Below are 17,815 nucleotides of genomic sequence, written 5' to 3' on the forward strand. Positions count from 1 at the left end.
GGAGAGATAGGGATTTGAACCCTAGATAGGCTACAAACCTATGCCGGTTTTCAAGACCGGTGCATTCGACCACTCTGCCATCTCTCCGTACGGCGCGAATAATAGGGGGTATTGAGCAACTTGTAAAGAGCTAAATATAAATAATTAACTAAAAAAGGCATTTGCTTCAAAAAAACACCAAAAACAACTAAAAACCTAGGTTGCTCATTAGTCTATTAGTAGTATTGCTTTGGTCTGCGTGCAATCCACGAGCAAATCAAACACAGTAATAAGCTAAGCGCTAAAAATGTAACGCTTTGAAATATTAGATCAAAACGGTTTAAATCATCACTTGGTACAACCACAAATAAAAACGCAGGCAATACACTTAGCAACAACACATAAAAACAAATTTTAAATGCCCGGCCAAAATCGAATCGTTTAGTCTGCTGCATCCACCATGTCAATAAAACAAGCATTCCCATGGCAGAGCCTGCAATAAAATGTGCAGTATTGGTACTCATTGCAACGTACAGTGTAACAAAAGCACCTACGATTCCCCAAATTGACCATGCCAGCCAATTCTCTTTTTCTTGTAAAAATAAATTTCCCATCGTTTTCGTCTTCTTTATCGTTATTTTTATTAAGACTTTCCATACTTTAGCAAAAAACAACCGATTAAAAAACAAACTGAAGAAGAAAAAGTTAACCTAATATTGCTTCCGTGCGCTTCTCACAGCTAAATCAAAAAGGGCGAGCTTAACAGCAGCAACCTTAATGCTATATGACTGCACGAAGCTGCACTAGTTCAATATTAATTACAAATCGGTGAAGTAGTCCTCTGGTTTATGTTTAGCTGGCTTTTTGCACTCAACCTCTGGAGTACCAAGATACAAATACCCTACAATTTCATCTTGTTCGTCTAAATTAAGAGCATTTTTTACAGCAGTGCTTTGGGCAAAATAGCCTGTTCGCCATACACCACCCAAACCTTGTGCAAAAGCGGCTTGCTGCATTGCAAGTACACTGCAACCGGCGCTTTGTACTTGCTCAATACGCGGCACTTTTGGATGGGCTTGATACTTTGCAATAGCAATGATGATCATTGGTGCGCGCAGTACAAGCTCTCTTGCGCGTTTAATCACTTTTTCTTCTTGCTGCTCAGCAACGGCACTTTGATAGTATATTTCTCCAAGCTTTTGGCGAGCATCGCCCTGCACTACAATAAACTCCCAAGGTGCTATACATCCGTGATCAGGCACCCGTAATGCAGCTTGCTTTATAATATCGAGTTGCTCTGAATTTGGCCCTGGGGCAGTTAATTTAGCGTCTGATTGGCGGGTTAGTAAAAGCTCAATAGCATCCATAGCGTACTCTCATAATTCAAAACGTTAGAGTACCATTTATGCCTTTAATAAATAAACTCTGCTTAATTATCAATTTTATTAAAATCATACTACCCCCTTCGTATTAAAGCACCCTTACTGTGTTAAATGATATTCAGATCCCCCTGTTTAAATACGAGAGAGGCGCTATACACTTAACACGCGTTACAAACAAAAAGGGCGTATAAAAAATATTTATACGCCCTTTTTAAACCAATTTGCTTGCTACTGTTTTACTACTGCACGCCTTAGCCAATAATCAACACTGACGTAGCGACCGCCACCTACAAAAAACAAGCCTAGTAACATGGCAAAATAAATAGCAGAAAATTCGATACCGTTATTTATTATGGAAGGTTTACCTTTTTCATATAAGTAATCTGTAAATCCGTGCTCTTTAACTATGTCCCTAATTTTACTTATACGCTCTTGTACTTCTAGTGAGTTTTCAAGGCTTTCTTTTGCCCCTGGTATCGCTAACCAATCAAGTACTTGAGCCGAGCTGGTCGTGGGGTTTGATGGCGCTATAGCAAACCAACCATTATGCCAATGCACAGTTGTTGCTGCCACAACCATTGTAAACATAAGCGGAATGCTCACTAAGCGAGTAAATAACCCAAATAATAAAAACCATCCGCCTAAAAATTCACTCCACCCAGCCAAAAAAGCCAGTAAATCAGGAAAGGGTAACCCCAAGCCCCATTCACTATTTCCAAACCATTGCACAACACTTGCATCAGCAAGAAAATAGCTAAAAAAACCGTCGGTTTCTCCACTTAAGGCTAATTTATTGAAGCCCGCAATAATCATTACAGGGGCTAAGATTAAACGAAATAGTAATGCGGGTAATCCGTCGGCATAGGATAGATTACCCATAATTTTATTATACAAAAAAAATAATTTACTCATGTGTGGCCTGCTTTGTCAGTATATTTTGTAATGAACTCTATACTTACCAGACCCGAGACCATTGTAAATTATTTCATTTTATTAACACTGTTAAATAGCTCTGGCCACTTGAAGCGCTTCAAAAATTGCACGCTTGGCATCAATTGCTGCAGCTAATTTTGCGCCACCAATAACATGTACTTTTGCATTTTCGCGATGTTGCTCAAGCACTTCATTATTAGAAACCTGGCCTATACACGCAATAACCGTATCGACAGGTAATACTTGTTTTTCACCTGCAACAGTAATTGTAAGGCCGTTCTTATCAAAACTATGGTATTGGCAATCAGCAATTTGTTTAACACCATGCTGCTTAGCAACCTGACGATGTATCCAACCTGTGGTTTTACCTAGTCCGCTACCAAAGCGCCCTGCACTGCGTTTTAGCATATATAACTGTCGCTCGTCTTTATGTGGCTGTGCCTCGCACTCAATACCCCACTGCTTTTTAAACTCAGGAATAGTTTGCGATTTGTGCTCGCTTAAAAAAGCAACCATATCAAAGCCAATACCGCCGGCGCCTAAAATGGCGATTGATTTACCAAGCTCTACTTCACCGCGAATCACTTCATCATAGGCAAATACGCGTTTATCATCACTACACTCAATTGATGCTTCACGGGGGCGAACACCTGTAGCAAATACGATGTCATCGTATTTTTGCAACATTGAATCATCGTAGGCTTTTCCAAGCTCAACATTTACGTTAAGCCTTTCAAGTTCATAGGTAAAATAGCTTAGCGTATGATTGAAGTCTTCTTTACCAGGTATTTGCATGGCTAAATTGAATTGGCCACCCATTTGTGTTTTTTGATCGATAAGCGTTACTGTGTGCCCTTTTTGAGCCAAATAACAACTTGCCGAAAGCCCTGCAGGACCCGCACCAACCACCAATACATTTTTAGCTTTAGAAGCTTTATCTAGAGGGTAATCAAGTTCAAAAGCAGCTTGTGGGTTGACTAAACAGGTTGCACGTTTATTTTTGAATACGTGATCTAAACAGCCTTGGTTACAGCCAATACAAATATTTATTTGTTTAGTTTGCTGATTTTGGTATTTGTTAAAAAATTCGGGATCGGCCAATAAAGGACGTGCCATTGAAATTAAATCGGCTTCATCATCGTTTAGAATTTGGTTGGCTATATCCGGTGTATTGATACGGTTTACAGCTATAACAGGTACATTCACTACCGACTTTAATCGTTTTGACGCTTCTTTAAATGCGCCTGGTGGCACCATACTGGCAATTGTCGGCACGCGTGCTTCATGCCACCCAATGCCGGTATTAAAAATATTAACACCAGCTTGCTCAAGTGCTTTAGCCTGAATAGTCACCTCATCAGGGGTTGAGCCATTCGGGATAAGATCCATAACAGATAATCTAAAAATAATTAAAAACGTATCAGATACTTTCGCTCTAACGGCTTTCACTATTTCAAGCGCTAATCGCATTCTATTTTCTAGGCTGCCGCCGAACTCGTCATCTCGCTTATTGGTGTGTGGCGCCATAAACTCGTTAATTAAGTAGCCTTCAGAGCCCATTATTTCCACACCATCGTAACCCGCTTTTTCTGCCATATAAGCAGAGTGAGCAAAGTCTTTTATCGTTTTTTTAATTGAGCTTAACGACATTTGTTTAGGCTTATACGGATTTATAGGCGCTTGGATAGCACTAGGTGCTTGGTTAAACGGGTGATAAGCGTATCGACCAGCGTGTAAAAGCTGCAAACATATTTTTCCACCATGTTTGTGAACGGCGCCTGTGTATGCACGGTGTTTAAATACATCATAATAACTATTAAATGATGAAGAAATAGGCGTTAATTTGCCACGCAAGTTAGGGCTGTACCCACCCGTAATGATCATGGCCGTGCCACCTTTAGCGCGCGCCTCATAAAAGGCACTTAATCTTTTTCGGTTATGCCACCCTTCTTCAAGGCCTGTATGCATTGAGCCCATTACTAAGCGGTTTCGTAATTGTGTGTGTTTTAATTCTAATTGTTGTTCTAACATCCTGTGCCCCGTTAACTGGTCTAACCTGTATACATTAGCTAATTTTGCTTTAATGGCAAGTAATTAGCAATATGTGCCTGCATTTAATTAAAAATACTATTAAAAACGTATATTTATGTAACCTTATAAACACTTCGTTACGATTTAGCAGTTAAAATTATTTTTATTCTAGGCTAAGATGGAACTAATGTATTAGCTGTACCAAATTAAGGAGCTATTTTGATAGCAAAGGTATTTAGAGGTATTTGGGCTGGAATCAACTTTTCTCGTCGTTTAATACTCAACATTTTGTTTTTATTACTGGTTGTTGTGTTTTTTATGTCACTTTCAAATGATGACGATACAATAATTGTAGAAGATGGCTCTGTACTTAGGCTTAATCTTAATGGGCCTATTGTAGAAGAAAAAACATACATAGACCCAGTTGAAGCAGCCATTAACGATGCAACATCAAGTTCAGAAGCACCTAGCGAAATTTTGCTTGATGATGTAGTCAAAGTAATTGATGAAGCCACTCAAGACGAGCGCATCAGCGTTATATTACTTGATTTACAAGAAATGCCTAAAGCCCACTTAAACAAGTTAAAGCGTATTACTAAATCGTTAGATGCCTTTAAGCAAGCGGGTAAAAAAGTGATTGCATCAGGCTACTATTACACTCAATCGCAATATTATATTGCCTCGCACGCCGATGAAATTGCAATGCATCCATATGGTTCGGTAGCTATTGAAGGCTATGGAATGTATCCACTTTACTTTAAAGAAGCACTCGAAAAACTTAAAGTAACACAGCATATATTCCGTGTTGGCACATTTAAGTCGGCGGTAGAGCCGTTTATTCGTAACGATATGTCTGATGCAGCTAAAGAAGCTAACCGTGTTTGGCTTGGTGCGTTATGGAGCGAATATAAGCAAGATGTTGCTGCAGTGCGCCCTTTTGATGAATCTAACTTTGACGAAACCATGGATGCTTACCTTGCTAAAATGAAGGCTGCAAATGGCGATGCAGGTAAATATGCCCTCGACCATCAATGGGTCGATTCGCTTAAAACAACTCAGCAAATTCGCCAACAACTCATTGATTTAGTTGGCGCACAAGAAGACGGTAAAACATTTAAGCAAGTGTCTTTTCGGGAGTACTTAAGCTTAGTTAAGCCCCCTATCGAATTTGATAACCCAATTACAGAAAAAGTAGCTGTGGTTGTTGCAAAAGGCACCATAGTTGACGGTGAGCGCAAAGCAGGTGAAATTGGCGGTGACTCAACCGCAGCTTTACTTCGTAAAGCACGCCTTGATGATAAAGTAAAAGCTGTTGTTTTACGTATTGATTCGGGTGGCGGCAGCATGTTTGCCTCTGAGGTTATTCGCGCTGAAGTATTAGCACTTAAAGCCGCAGGTAAACCCGTTATAGCATCAATGAGCTCAGTCGCCGCATCTGGTGGTTATTGGATTGCCTCAGCAGCTAACGAAATTTGGGCAGCTCCAAGCACCATCACCGGCTCTATAGGCGTGTTTGGCACCTTCATGACTTTTGAAGATACGTTATCTGAAATTGGTGTGTACTCAGATGGTGTTGCCACAACAGAAATGGCTGGATTTTCTATTACTCGCCCTCTTAATGAAAAAATGGCGCAAGTTATTCAAATGAGTGTCGAAGAAGCGTATGGGCGCTTTTTAGATGTGGTAGCTGACGCGCGCAATATGACACCAGAGCAAGTTGATAAAATTGCACAGGGGCGTGTATGGATAGCTTCACAAGCACAAGAGCTTGGCCTAGTTGATAAGCTTGGCGATAAACAAGATGCGATTGATGCCGCTGCAGCACTTGCAAAACTAAATCACTACGAAGTGAAAACGATTAAGCAAGACCTGAGCCCACAAGAAAAAATGCTGCAAGATATTTTTGGCAGTGCATCGGTTAAATCTATGCTTGGTTTAAATACAAATACCACCTCGGTGTTAGCCACACAAGCGAACATTAATACGGTGATAAAGCGTCTAAGTAGTGAAGTAGCTGATCTTAAAGATTATAACGATCCGCAAGGTGTATACGCACGTTGTTTAGTGTGTAGCGTTGCACAATAAAAGTGCACGTATTTACATAAGCAGCTGTATTTAAAACAACTTAACGTTATACTAAGCCCAGTTTTTTTACTGGGCTTTTTTATGAAACGTAAACGCATTTATATCGCATACACTGGCGGCACCATAGGGATGAAAAAATCGAGCCGAGGATACATTCCTGCTGAAGGTTTTTTAACAGAAACAGTGGTCAATAACGCAGAATTTAACCGTGAAGAAATGCCTCTTTTTGATATTCACGAATACTGCCCATTAATCGATTCCTCAGATATGTCACCGGCGCACTGGCAACTTATAGCTGATGACATTAAAAGCAAATACCACGATTACGATGGTTTTGTGGTACTGCATGGCACCGATACAATGGCTTATACAGCCTCAGCCCTGTCGTTCATGTTCGAAAACTTAACTAAACCCGTTATTGTTACAGGCTCGCAAATTCCTTTATCGCAATTACGCTCTGATGGCCAAGTTAACTTATTAAACGCCATGTTTTTAGCGGCTAATTACCCGATAGCTGAAGTAAGCTTATTTTTTAATAACCAATTATTTAGAGGTAACCGAGCCACTAAAGCTCATGCTGATGGCTTTAATGCGTTTGCATCGCCTAATCTAGAGCCTTTAGCGTTATCTGGTATAAATATTCAGCTAATTAAAGGTCAACTTAGTCCTTACGTAGAAAACGAACTACAGGTAACCACCATTACACCCCAGCCCATTGGTGTCCTTTATTTATACCCTGGCATTAGCAAAGACGTGGTTAAAAGTTTGGTGAATGATAATATAAAAGCACTGGTATTGCTTAGCTTTGGTGTAGGTAATGCCCCACAAGACCCTGACTTTTTAGACGTACTAAGTGAGGCAAGTAAACGCGGCATGGTTATTGTTAATTTAACGCAGTGTTTAAAAGGCCATGTAAATATGGGCGGCTATGCTACGGGTAACGCGCTATTAAATATTGGTGTAATAAGTGGCTACGACATGACACTAGAGGCGTGTTTAACAAAGCTGCATTATTTGTTTAGCCAAAACCTAGAAATTGAAACGATTCGCCATTTAATGCAAGACAATTTACGCGGTGAATTAAGCCGCTAATTTGTGTTACCAAAACCCAAAAGGCACGCTAAACAGCGTGCCTTTATTATTTTATAAACGCGGTAATTATCTTACTTTTGCGTCTATGCTCACTAAATCGGTTAAGTGACACACTTCACCTGAGTGAGTTTTAATACCATGCTCACCAAAGTAATCACGCTGAGCTTGCACTAAGTGCCCATTACTTGGTGTAGTTAATGTTGCTAAATACGTTTGAGTGGATGCAAGTACAGGGAACGCTAAACCGGTCATGATTGCTTGCCCAGTTACTTTACGTAGCGCATTGGATTCGTTTTCAAGTGTATCAATGTATTCAACACCTTGAGCAACGCTATCTAAATAATCAGCACGAATAATACAACCAGCACGCCATGTTTGCAGAGTTTTAGACAAATCGACTTTCCACTGGTGAGTGCGAGACGCCCCTTTTATTAATGCTAAACCTTGGCGATACGCTAATAAACTCGCCAATGTGAATGCATCTTTTAGCTCTTCAAGGTCGACATCAACTTTGTTGGTCGCTTTAGCAGCATACGTCATCTCTTGCGCAGCGGTAGTGTCACATACATTGGTTAAGTGACGAGCTTGCACCGCAGCAACCAATGAAGGAACTGCAATACCTAATTCAAGTGCATTTTGTGCAGTCCAAAGGCCTGTGCCTTTTGCACCTACTTTGTTATCAATTAAATCAACCAGCGGTTTTTGCTTGGTATTTTCAAGAGACAAAATATGACTAGAAATAGCAAGTAAATAGCTGTTTAAGTTACCGGTAGACCAGTCATCAAAAATTTCAGCCACTTCTTTAGGTGAGCGACCGGTGCCAATACGCAGTAATTGATACACTTCTGCAATAAGCTGCATGATTGCATACTCAATGCCGTTATGAACCATTTTTACAAAGTGACCACTGGCTGATTGACCCACGCGGGCAAAACACGACTCGCCATTGTAACTAGCTGCTACTTTTTCAAACCACGGTTCAATTCGCTCCCAACCGCCTTCTGAGCCACTTGCCATCATCGCAGGACCATGGCGTGCGCCTTCGGCACCGCCAGAAATACCCATGGTGGCAAATTCAAATTTGTTTTGATACTTAAGTTTACGGTTAATGCCGTCTTTGTAGTTACTGTTACCACAATCTACAATCATATCGTTACACTGTACGCCAGCTTCAACAAGCTCATTACATACAGCATCAACCAGTTCGCCCGCAGGCACTAATAATAAAATAGAGCGAGGTGCTTCTAAACGCCTTACCATGTCTCCTAAATCAGAAACAATATGAAGTCTATCGGCCATGCCTTGCGATTTAGCACAACTTAATAACTCTTCACCCGCATGTGGATTTTTATCATATGCGACTAATGTTATGCCTTTTTCAATCATGTTTAAGGCAAGGTTTTTGCCCATAACGCCTAACCCGACTAATGCAACTTGCATTTAGTGTCCTCCTCGGTAACAACTATTTGGTTAGTAAACTCAGTAATTCATAAAATAATACCGCGTGCATTATACTCATACCGCCATAAAATGCGAACGTTGAGCTAATACAGCATGCTTTTTTATTACGCTAATAAAAAGCACTGCAATTGTATCAAATATAAGGGCTTGGCGGTTACAAATACTCTACGCATTTTAAATTTAAGATCATTGACCTATTTTGACACCGGTGTCATAATGATGACATATTCGTTTTGTATAAAATAGTGGCAATACTAACTAGTTTGCCTATAACTAAAAATGTTTGTACATAAGTTATAAGTATTTTGAAGTCACAAAATAACCGTCAACCTGCTTATACATCTAAGCACACAGGAGAATTTGATGCTAAGACGCACAAAAATAGTCGCTACACTTGGGCCTGCAACAGATCGAGATAACAACTTAGAAAAAATTATTCGCGCTGGCGCTAATGTAGTACGTTTAAACTTCTCACATGGTGTTGCACAAGATCACAAAGACCGTGCACAAGCTGTACGCGAGATAGCCACAAAATTAGGTAAACATGTAGCTATACTTGCAGACCTTCAAGGCCCTAAAATTCGTGTTTCAACGTTTAAAGAAGGTAAAGTAAACCTTGAAGTAGGCGCTAAGTTCACCTTAGATGCAAAAATGGAAAAAGGTGAAGGCGATGTTAACGCAGTCGGTATTGATTACAAAGAATTACCACAAGATGTAAGCCCTGGGGATTTGTTACTATTAAATGATGGTCTTATTCAACTTACTGTTGAACAAGTTGACGGTCACTTAGTGCACTGCTCAGTAACTGTAGGTGGCGTTTTATCAAATAATAAAGGTATTAACCGTTTAGGTGGTGGTTTAACAGCCCCTGCATTTACAGAAAAAGACAAAGAAGATTTAATCACAGCCGCTGAAATAGATGTTGATTACATTGCAGTATCATTCCCACGCAGTGGCGATGATATGCGTTACGTACGCTCTTTAGCTGAAGCGGCTGGCTCTAAAGCACAGTTACTTGCAAAAATTGAACGTGCTGAAGCCGTAGAAACACAAGAAGCAGTAGATGACATTGTATTAGCATCAGATGCTGTTATGGTTGCCCGTGGTGACTTAGGTGTTGAAATTGGCGATGCTGCACTGATGGGTAAACAAAAACTCATTATACGTCGTGCTCGTTCATTAAACCGTACTGTTGTAACCGCAACACAAATGATGGAATCGATGATCGATAACCCAATGCCAACACGCGCAGAGGTTATGGATGTAGCAAATGCCGTGCTTGATGGCACAGATGCAGTTATGCTTTCAGCAGAAACCGCTGCCGGTGATTACCCTGAAGAAACAGTAGCCACAATGGCCCGTGTTTGTTTAGGCGCAGAATCGCAAAAAGAGACTCATGTATCTAAGCACCGTTTAGACAGCCGGTTTTCTAACAATGCAGAATCTATCGCGCTTTCGGCTATGTACGCTGCAAACCATTTAGATTCGGTAAAAGCAATTGTTACTTTAACGGAGTCAGGCAGCACCGCTAAACTTATGTCGCGTATCAGCTCTGGTTTACCTATTTACTCGCTGTCACGTCATGCTAGTACGCTAGGTCAAACTGCGCTTTATCGTGGTGTTTACCCTGTGTTTTTTGACTCGACTAAAACTGAAAAAGACGGCATGGTAAAAGCAGCCCTTGATACCCTTGTAGCACAAGGCTCTTTGAAATCAGGTGAGACAGTCATTATTACTCACGGCGACTCAATGGAAACTGTGGGCGCAACCAACACAATGAAAATTGTAACTGTTGCGTAGTTTCTGCCTTATATAAAAAATGCGAGCTAAGCTCGCATTTTTTATGTCTGTAAAATAGTAAACTAGCTGGCCAGCGCTGCTTTTACTTTATCGCGGTAGCTTCGGCTTACTTTAAGCTCTTGTCCGTTTTCAAGCACTAATAAATACTCGCCACTTACTTGTGTCACCAGCTTGCTTATTTGTTTAGTATTTACAATGGCACTGCGATGAACGCGAACAAACAAATGTGGATCGAGCTCTTGCTCAAGCTCTTTCATTGTTTTGCGCAATATATGTGTTTGCCCGTCTTGGCAATGTAAACACATATAATCGCCCGCGGCATCTACCCACTGAATTGTCGCAACCGGCACACGAATAATTTCTCCCTGCTCTTTAACAGCTAATGATTCTGGGTAACGTTTGTCGGTTAGGGTATCGCCGGTGGCCAATTTTTTAAGTATTTCTTCACAATTATTACCTGTAATACCGGCAACAAAACTCGCTAGTTTTTTCTTATGGGCGTTGTCTTGCTGTGTTTTTAAGTAACTATGCACTTTTTCTACCGCCTGTTTTAGTCTGTTATCGTCAACGGGTTTTAAAATGTAATCCAAAGCATGTATTTCAAAGGCCTTTACTGCAAATTGATCAAACGCAGTAACAAACACAATTGCGGGTAACGCTTTAGTGCTTTCGCTTAAGGCACGGGCAACTTCAAAGCCATTCATTCCTGGCATCTGTATATCTAAAAAAACTAAGTCTACTGGGTGCTCTTTACATGCTTCTATTGCATCAGAGCCAGAACTACACAGTTTAACTACTTCTATATCTGTATATTCTTCAAGTCTTACTGCTAAGCCCTTTCTTGCTAATGGTTCATCATCAACAATGATGGTTTTAATTTTAGTCATTTCTTCACAGCCTTCTCAAACGGTACTCGCAGATTAACTTTCAATCCACTTGGCGTATTATGTGATAATACAAACGAATAATTATTTTCATAGAGCGTTTTTAATCTGTCTTTGGTATTTGCTACCCCTACCCCTTGTGCATTTACAAGTTGTCCGTCTATTAGTTCGGTACCGGGGCCATTATCACCTACTTCAAGTAGTAGCTCGTTGGCAAAAACCTGTGCTTTTATGTCTATCACACCGCCTTGTGACATATGCGCAATAGCGTATTTAATTGCGTTTTCTATTATCGGTTGCAAAATTAAGCTCGGCACAAGGGCCTCTTTTGCTTGCTCGCTTACATCTATATTTACTTTTAAGCGTTCATCAAATCTGACCCGCTCTATTTCTAAATACAGCATTAGTGCGTGTAGCTCTTGCTCTAAAGGTACTTTTTTAATGGGGTCGGTATTTAGCGTATAACGCAAAAAGTCACTCAACCTTGCCACCATTAAGTTAGCATCTTTGTTTTCTTTTACCAAAACTAATGTAGAAATAGCATTAAGCGTATTAAATAAAAAATGCGGGTTAAGTTGATATCTGAGCATTTTTAATTGCGCTTCATGGGCCATTGTAGTGGCTTTAAGCGCTTTTTGTCGCTCACTTTGTAATAGCTGATAATACTTTATGCCAAAGTATAAGCCACTCCAACACAAAATTATGTAAACAGAATCTAAGCCATGCTGTAAATAGTAAAACCAATCTTCTGGACGGTAACCGTGGCGGTATATTTCCCACAAATTAAATTTTTGTACAATTGCCCACAACGTACCTGTAATGTACGAGGCACCAAATACAACCACCATTAATATCCACGGTGATGCATTCCAAGTTTTTCTGTAAATATAACGAAGTGGGACTGTCATTAAACAGCCTGCATAGGCATTTAATAATATAACGAACACATAAATGTCACGCATTTCAAATACTTTAGAGCCGATATAATTTACAAGCGCATAACCGATCCAGCCTGCAATTTGCAATAGCCAAAAAAAGCGTTGCCTGTTATCAACTAAAGATTGCCAATTCAAAATAAAATACAACTCCGTATAAGTTAGCCAATAAGTTAAATTTACGTTAGCTAATTTAACCACTGGTTTGGTTATTATATCGATTATTACAAAGTGTTAGCAGTACCAACTATCTTAATTTTTAAGAGGCTTACCGCAAAGTTAAGCCAATAAAAAAGCGAAAGGCTTTAACCTTTCGCTTTTAAAATGCCGATTCAATCAGCTCGTATATACAAAACCAGCTTGTAAACTAGGCAAGCTTATCTGAGGCTACTTTATAAGTTGGGTCTTCAATTACGTTAACCTCTACTAAATCACGTGCTTTGTGTAACAACTGCTTACAATCTTTACTTAAGTGGCGTAAGTGAAGCTGCTTACCTGCTTTTGTGTATTTATCAGCTAGGCTGTCTATGGCTTCTATAGCACTGTGATCGGCAACGCGACTGTGTTTAAACTCAATAATTACATCTTTAGGGTCACTTTTAACATCAAATAACTCAGAGAAGTTTTTCACTGAGCCGAAAAATAACGGGCCATGAAGCTCATACACTTTAGCACCTTGCTCGTCAATGTAGTTAGTTGTGTAAATATGTTTTGCATGTTGCCAAGCAAAAACTAAGGCAGAAACAATAACACCAACACACACAGCAATGGCTAAATCTGTTATTACAGTCACACCAGATACTAATACAATCACAAAGGCATCAGACAGTGGTACGCGCTTCATCATTTTAAAGCTTGCCCATTCAAACGTACCAAGCACAACCATAAACATAACACCAACAAGCGCTGCCAATGGGATCATTTCAATTAAACTTGATGCGAATATAATAAAAGCAAGTAGCATTAATGCTGCACTTATACCCGACAAGCGCGAGCGTCCGCCCGAATTAATGTTAATCATCGATTGCCCAATCATGGCACAGCCACCCATAGCGCCAAAAAAGCCACACGTTACATTGGCAGCACCTTGGCCAATACACTCTTTATTTGAGTGACCACGGGTTTCGGTAATTTCATCAATTAGGCTCAGCGTTAACAACGACTCAATTAAGCCTATAGCCGCTAAAATTAATGCATACGGAAAAATGATATAAAAAGTGTCTAAGGTAAATGGAACCATTGGTATATGAAACTCTGGTAAGCCGCCGGCAATAGTCGCCGATTCATTACCTGTCATCCCTTTTAGAAAATCAAGTACAGTGCGTGAGTCTAAATCAAGACCTATTACTAACGCGGTTACTGTTACAATAGCCACTAAAGAAGAAGGCACCGCAGTAGTTAGCTTAGGTAAAAAGTGAATGATAGCCATGGTTAACGCGACTAAGCCTAACATAATGTAAAGGGCTTCGCCCGTCATCCATTGCTGGCCGCCTGCGCCATCGGGTACTTTAAACTGGCCAAGTTGTGCTAAAAATATAACTATCGCTAATCCATTTACGAAGCCGAGCATAACAGGATGCGGAACCATACGAATAAACTTACCAAGCTTAAATACCCCCGCGAGTATTTGCAGTATCCCCATCAAGAGCACTGTGGCAAATAAATACTCAACACCGTGATCGAGTACCAAACTTACCATTACAACCGCTAATGCACCGGTAGCGCCCGAAATCATACCAGGGCGGCCACCAAAAATAGCCGTAATTAAACCAACGATAAACGCGGCATAGAGACCAACTAAAGGTTCGACATTTGCTACAAAAGCAAACGCAACAGCTTCTGGAACGAGAGCAAGTGCTACAGTTAAGCCAGATAAAATATCGTTTTTAGCAGAGCTAGGCGCTTTGCTGAGTAAGTTAAACATTGAGTTCCTCAGGGGGTTATTTGGTTAGGATCGAAAAAGCGCTAAATGTTACCAAATTAGCGCTCATTTAACAATTCGCACACAGCGTTATTAGCTTTGTTAGTATAGCTTAACTTTGTGTTGTTTATTTTATAGAGGAAGAGATGTACTGCGTTTTACACATGTCATGGTTACGTTAGAGTGAACCTCTTGAACGTATTCTAAGCTGAGTAAATTGTCACGTACAAAGTGCTCATAGCCTTCTATACCCTGTGAGATTATACGCAGCATAAAGTCCATAGTACCGGCCATTGTGTAACATTCTGTCACTTCGTCATAGCTCATAATTAGCTTTTCAAACTCAGCTAAGTTTTTCTTGCCATGGTTTGATAAGCGCACATGTGCGTATACAAGCATGTCAAAACCAAGCTTTTTCTCATCTAAAAGCGCCACTTTACTTTTGATGTAGCCATCTTGTTCAAGCTTAGCAATGCGTCGCCAACAAGGTGATTGAGATAAGCCTACTTTGTCTGCAATTTCAGCAGTTGAAAGACTTGCGTCCTGTTGTAAAAGTGCCAAAATTTGGCGATCTACGTGATTTAGAGACATTTTATTTCTTATTTATCTAATAAACTGGTTAAATTATACAGCCAATTTAAAATTCCGTCTGCAATAATTTTGCATTTTCATGGATTTTAATTAACCAAATTGGCCACTTATAAATGGATTAGTGCGTTTTTCGTGGCCTACAGTCGAATCTTCACCATGGCCGGCTAAAATACGCGTGTTATCTTCAAGCGTTAAAATATGGCTTTTAATAGACTCAATCAGCTGCTCTGTGTTGCCTTTAGGGAAATCTGTACGCCCTATAGCCCCTTTAAAAATAACATCGCCAACAATAACGCATTGCTGATCAGGTTCATAAAACACAATGTGACCAGGTGTGTGCCCCGGGCAATGCTTAACACTAAAGCTAAGTTTGCCAAGCGTTAATACATCATTATGATTAAGCCAAATATCAGGGTAAAAGGCTTTAATAGCTGGAAATCCAAACATTTGTGCTTGCATAGGCAGGTTTTCAAACCAAAATGACTCATCTTTTTGTGGGCCAATAATTTGTACATTGTAATGTGCGCGTAATTCATCAGCTGCACCTACATGGTCTAAATGCCCATGCGTAAGCCAAATAGCGCTCAATACTAATTTGTGTTCATTAAGCGTGGCTATAATTTTTTGTGTGTCGCCACCTGGGTCAATTACTACTGCTTGCTTTGTTTCTGTACAGCTAATTATTCTGCAATTTTGAGAAAAAGGAGTCACGGGTATCGTAATAACGTGCATATTAAATTTCTTTATCTTTTTGATCGGGGATAACGGCTACTTGCTCATACGACATTAAAATTGGGTATTTTAAATACGCTTCATCATAAAATGGGGTATGTGAATATAACCAGTTCAAACGTGCATTGGCATCGTGCGCAAATGCTTTATCTTTAAGTTTTTTATCAAACTCAAGGGCAAGTTTTGGGTTGTCTTTAAGCATTTTCCGTGCGTATGGGATTAACGCGTAATTTTCCATATACTCTGTTCGTTGAAAAATCGTATTAAATTCACCCCACGCAAAAAATGAATCACGAGCTTCTGGGTGTAATAAATGAACCGCTAATTCCCCAGCCTTTTGTTGCGTGTTTACTTGATACCAACCGTCTAAATCTACATTTATCGCAGGCACATAATCAAAACTTGCTGAGACTCTAAAACGCCCTTCAAACGGGGCTTTATCAAACGAATAATCCAATACTTTAGCAAGCTTTAATGGTTGTGTATTCGCGCCTTTAAGTTTATTTACAGACACCCCATGTAGCTTAAGCTTTTCTATTATATCGCTATACACGGGCGGTACAAAAAACGCCTGTGGCACATCAACAACTCGTTCAACCTGTTTTTGCCAATAAATCGGTAAGTCAGTGTAGGTATAGGCTTTTCCTAAATATTTAACTTCAGTTTGCCCCGAAAGCGCACTTACACTTGAAGTATACTCTACCCCCTTAAACTCACTAATTGTGTCTGCTTGTTTTGCATAAGATCGTTTAACAATTAGTTTATCAGGTACAAATTCTTGTTCTTTTTTTACGGCGTTAGCAAGCTCATGGCTGTACTGAGAAAGTGCGTTTATCGCCCCATCTAAAAATACATAGGTGCCTAATACGCGTTGCTGATAAGGTTTTAAAGAATGGTTTTCAACTAAAATTGTTGGTAATGATTTTAAATCGCCCCACCCGTTTGAAAATCGCGGTGTAGCCACCCAACCTACAAGGCCTTTTTTAAAGTCGCGTTTATCCATAACAAACACTAATGGCCCAGGTATATGTCCTTGCTTTTGTAATGTTGCGTCAATAACCGGCTTTATATACTGATCTAAAGCATCCGATATCGCGGGCGATTCACTGGCAAAAACGGGATTATAACCATAGGTAACATCGTATTGATAATCTGCGCCATCAGTAACATGCACATCAATATACAAGTTGGGGTTATAATCATTAATAACCTTTAAAACACTTCTTACCTCGGGTGTATCTAACTTAGTGAAATCGCGATTAAGGTTTAGATTATTTGCATTGGTTCTAAAGCCCATTTTTGCAGGGCCGCGCTGATTTATACGATTAAATGCACTGCTACGCTCATGGCCATCTACGTTTAAGATAGGAATAAAAAGTATGTTTACCTTTTTTAAAATATCACGGCGCTTACCTGTTGCAATATCGCGCAGCAACATAAACATAGCGTCTTTTCCATCTATCTCACCTGCATGAATACCGGCTTGGATAAGAATAGTTGGCTTAGTACTGTTAGCCATCTGCCCCGCTTCAAAGAACCCTTGCTCACTGGCAACCAACATTTTAATAGCTCGATTGCTATTACTGTACCCTATTGTTTGAGATTGAAACTGTGTGGGGTTTGCAGCAACTAACCTATCTACAAACGCCATTGTGTCGGCATAATTTGGCGAAGCTTTGCCCTGAGATAACTCAAAATCAGTAGTTAATGGGCCTTGTTGCTGTAATAACGAAACGCTATTACCTTGCCAAGGAATAAGAGGCGGTAAATGACTGTTATCTGCCACAATTGCAGATAAAAATAACAGACTTGCAAACATAGTTTTCTCTAACAAACGCTTTAATAAAACAAATTATACCAAGTAAACATAGCGATATTATAAAAGTGCGGTGATTCAACAAAAAAGAAAGCCCGCTGATACCCATGCACTTTATTAGATGCTCTATTTTGAGGATGGAAATACATGGTGCTATCGAAACAAAAAATTTT

Annotated in this window: 14 protein-coding genes and 1 tRNA gene; 3 read left to right on the forward strand and 12 right to left on the reverse strand. The window is 39.9% G+C overall.

Annotated features, from left to right (window positions below):
- The 5 genes from AN389_RS04600 to AN389_RS04620 all read right to left on the reverse strand — a co-directional run bounded on the left by AN389_RS04600 (nt 1) and on the right by AN389_RS04620 (nt 4,325).
- A tRNA-Ser gene (locus tag AN389_RS04600) sits at nt 1-87 on the reverse strand.
- Nucleotides 88-215: 128 nt separating this feature from the next.
- A complete protein-coding gene (locus AN389_RS04605) occupies nt 216-593 on the reverse strand; it encodes a hypothetical protein (RefSeq protein WP_055016461.1) in 378 nt (125 codons plus the stop codon).
- 204 nt (nt 594-797) lie between these two features.
- Complete coding sequence (locus AN389_RS04610; protein ID WP_055016460.1) at nt 798-1,346, reverse strand: NAD(P)H nitroreductase; 549 nt, start codon at nt 1,344-1,346, stop codon at nt 798-800.
- A gap of 243 nt (nt 1,347-1,589) precedes the next feature.
- Complete coding sequence (locus AN389_RS04615) at nt 1,590-2,273, reverse strand: DoxX family protein (protein ID WP_055016459.1); 684 nt, start codon at nt 2,271-2,273, stop codon at nt 1,590-1,592.
- A gap of 90 nt (nt 2,274-2,363) precedes the next feature.
- Nucleotides 2,364-4,325, reverse strand: coding sequence for an FAD-dependent oxidoreductase (locus AN389_RS04620; RefSeq protein ID WP_055019346.1), 1,962 nt, complete (start codon nt 4,323-4,325; stop codon nt 2,364-2,366).
- A gap of 219 nt (nt 4,326-4,544) precedes the next feature.
- On the opposite strand from AN389_RS04620, the gene sppA reads away from it, so the two are divergent.
- Nucleotides 4,545-6,410, forward strand: coding sequence for a signal peptide peptidase SppA (gene sppA, locus AN389_RS04625; protein WP_055019347.1), 1,866 nt, complete (start codon nt 4,545-4,547; stop codon nt 6,408-6,410).
- 81 nt (nt 6,411-6,491) lie between these two features.
- Nucleotides 6,492-7,502, forward strand: a complete 1,011-nt coding sequence (ansA, locus tag AN389_RS04630) for an asparaginase (protein WP_024034079.1) — start codon at nt 6,492-6,494, stop codon at nt 7,500-7,502.
- Nucleotides 7,503-7,568: 66 nt separating this feature from the next.
- On the opposite strand, the gene gndA is transcribed toward ansA, so the two are convergent.
- A complete protein-coding gene (gene gndA, locus AN389_RS04635; RefSeq protein ID WP_055019348.1) occupies nt 7,569-8,942 on the reverse strand; it encodes an NADP-dependent phosphogluconate dehydrogenase in 1,374 nt (457 codons plus the stop codon).
- Nucleotides 8,943-9,326: 384 nt separating this feature from the next.
- Here gndA and pyk point away from each other — a divergent pair, with 384 nt between their 5' ends.
- Nucleotides 9,327-10,763: a pyruvate kinase gene (gene pyk / locus AN389_RS04640; RefSeq protein WP_055018643.1), complete on the forward strand. Its 1,437-nt coding sequence runs from the start codon at nt 9,327-9,329 to the stop codon at nt 10,761-10,763.
- 62 nt (nt 10,764-10,825) lie between these two features.
- On the opposite strand, the gene AN389_RS04645 is transcribed toward pyk, so the two are convergent.
- The 6 genes from AN389_RS04645 to AN389_RS04670 form a co-directional block, all read right to left on the reverse strand.
- A complete protein-coding gene (locus tag AN389_RS04645) occupies nt 10,826-11,650 on the reverse strand; it encodes a LytTR family DNA-binding domain-containing protein (RefSeq protein ID WP_055016454.1) in 825 nt (274 codons plus the stop codon).
- Nucleotides 11,647-12,720 carry a sensor histidine kinase gene (locus AN389_RS04650; RefSeq protein WP_055016463.1) on the reverse strand — a complete coding sequence of 358 codons (1,074 nt, stop codon included), beginning with the start codon at nt 12,718-12,720 and terminating at the stop codon, nt 11,647-11,649. Before AN389_RS04650 ends, AN389_RS04645 begins: the two co-directional genes overlap by 4 nt.
- Before the next feature lie 229 nt (nt 12,721-12,949).
- Nucleotides 12,950-14,506 carry a SulP family inorganic anion transporter gene (locus AN389_RS04655; protein WP_055016453.1) on the reverse strand — a complete coding sequence of 519 codons (1,557 nt, stop codon included), beginning with the start codon at nt 14,504-14,506 and terminating at the stop codon, nt 12,950-12,952.
- A 129-nt stretch (nt 14,507-14,635) separates the two neighbouring features.
- Nucleotides 14,636-15,094, reverse strand: a complete 459-nt coding sequence (locus tag AN389_RS04660; protein ID WP_002960703.1) for an Lrp/AsnC family transcriptional regulator — start codon at nt 15,092-15,094, stop codon at nt 14,636-14,638.
- A gap of 90 nt (nt 15,095-15,184) precedes the next feature.
- Nucleotides 15,185-15,826 (reverse strand): MBL fold metallo-hydrolase, encoded by a 642-nt coding sequence (locus tag AN389_RS04665; protein ID WP_055018642.1) that lies wholly within the window; start codon nt 15,824-15,826, stop codon nt 15,185-15,187.
- Between the two features lies 1 nt (nt 15,827).
- Nucleotides 15,828-17,645 (reverse strand): M14 family metallopeptidase, encoded by a 1,818-nt coding sequence (locus AN389_RS04670; RefSeq protein WP_055019349.1) that lies wholly within the window; start codon nt 17,643-17,645, stop codon nt 15,828-15,830.
- Nucleotides 17,646-17,815 lie beyond the last annotated feature (170 nt).

This window comes from Pseudoalteromonas sp. P1-7a, from assembly GCF_001401855.1.
GTDB lineage: Bacteria > Pseudomonadota > Gammaproteobacteria > Enterobacterales > Alteromonadaceae > Pseudoalteromonas.

Coding starts and splice junctions, on each gene's coding strand:
- AN389_RS04605 (WP_055016461.1), bottom strand. CDS start 593: ATGGGAAATTTATTTTTACAAGAAAAAGAGAATTGGCTGGCATGGTCA.
- AN389_RS04610 (WP_055016460.1), bottom strand. CDS start 1,346: ATGGATGCTATTGAGCTTTTACTAACCCGCCAATCAGACGCTAAATTA.
- AN389_RS04615 (WP_055016459.1), bottom strand. CDS start 2,273: ATGAGTAAATTATTTTTTTTGTATAATAAAATTATGGGTAATCTATCC.
- AN389_RS04620 (WP_055019346.1), bottom strand. CDS start 4,325: ATGTTAGAACAACAATTAGAATTAAAACACACACAATTACGAAACCGC.
- ansA (WP_024034079.1), top strand. CDS start 6,492: ATGAAACGTAAACGCATTTATATCGCATACACTGGCGGCACCATAGGG.
- gndA (WP_055019348.1), bottom strand. CDS start 8,942: ATGCAAGTTGCATTAGTCGGGTTAGGCGTTATGGGCAAAAACCTTGCC.
- pyk (WP_055018643.1), top strand. CDS start 9,327: ATGCTAAGACGCACAAAAATAGTCGCTACACTTGGGCCTGCAACAGAT.
- AN389_RS04645 (WP_055016454.1), bottom strand. CDS start 11,650: ATGACTAAAATTAAAACCATCATTGTTGATGATGAACCATTAGCAAGA.
- AN389_RS04655 (WP_055016453.1), bottom strand. CDS start 14,506: ATGTTTAACTTACTCAGCAAAGCGCCTAGCTCTGCTAAAAACGATATT.
- AN389_RS04660 (WP_002960703.1), bottom strand. CDS start 15,094: ATGTCTCTAAATCACGTAGATCGCCAAATTTTGGCACTTTTACAACAG.
- AN389_RS04665 (WP_055018642.1), bottom strand. CDS start 15,826: ATGCACGTTATTACGATACCCGTGACTCCTTTTTCTCAAAATTGCAGA.
- AN389_RS04670 (WP_055019349.1), bottom strand. CDS start 17,645: ATGTTTGCAAGTCTGTTATTTTTATCTGCAATTGTGGCAGATAACAGT.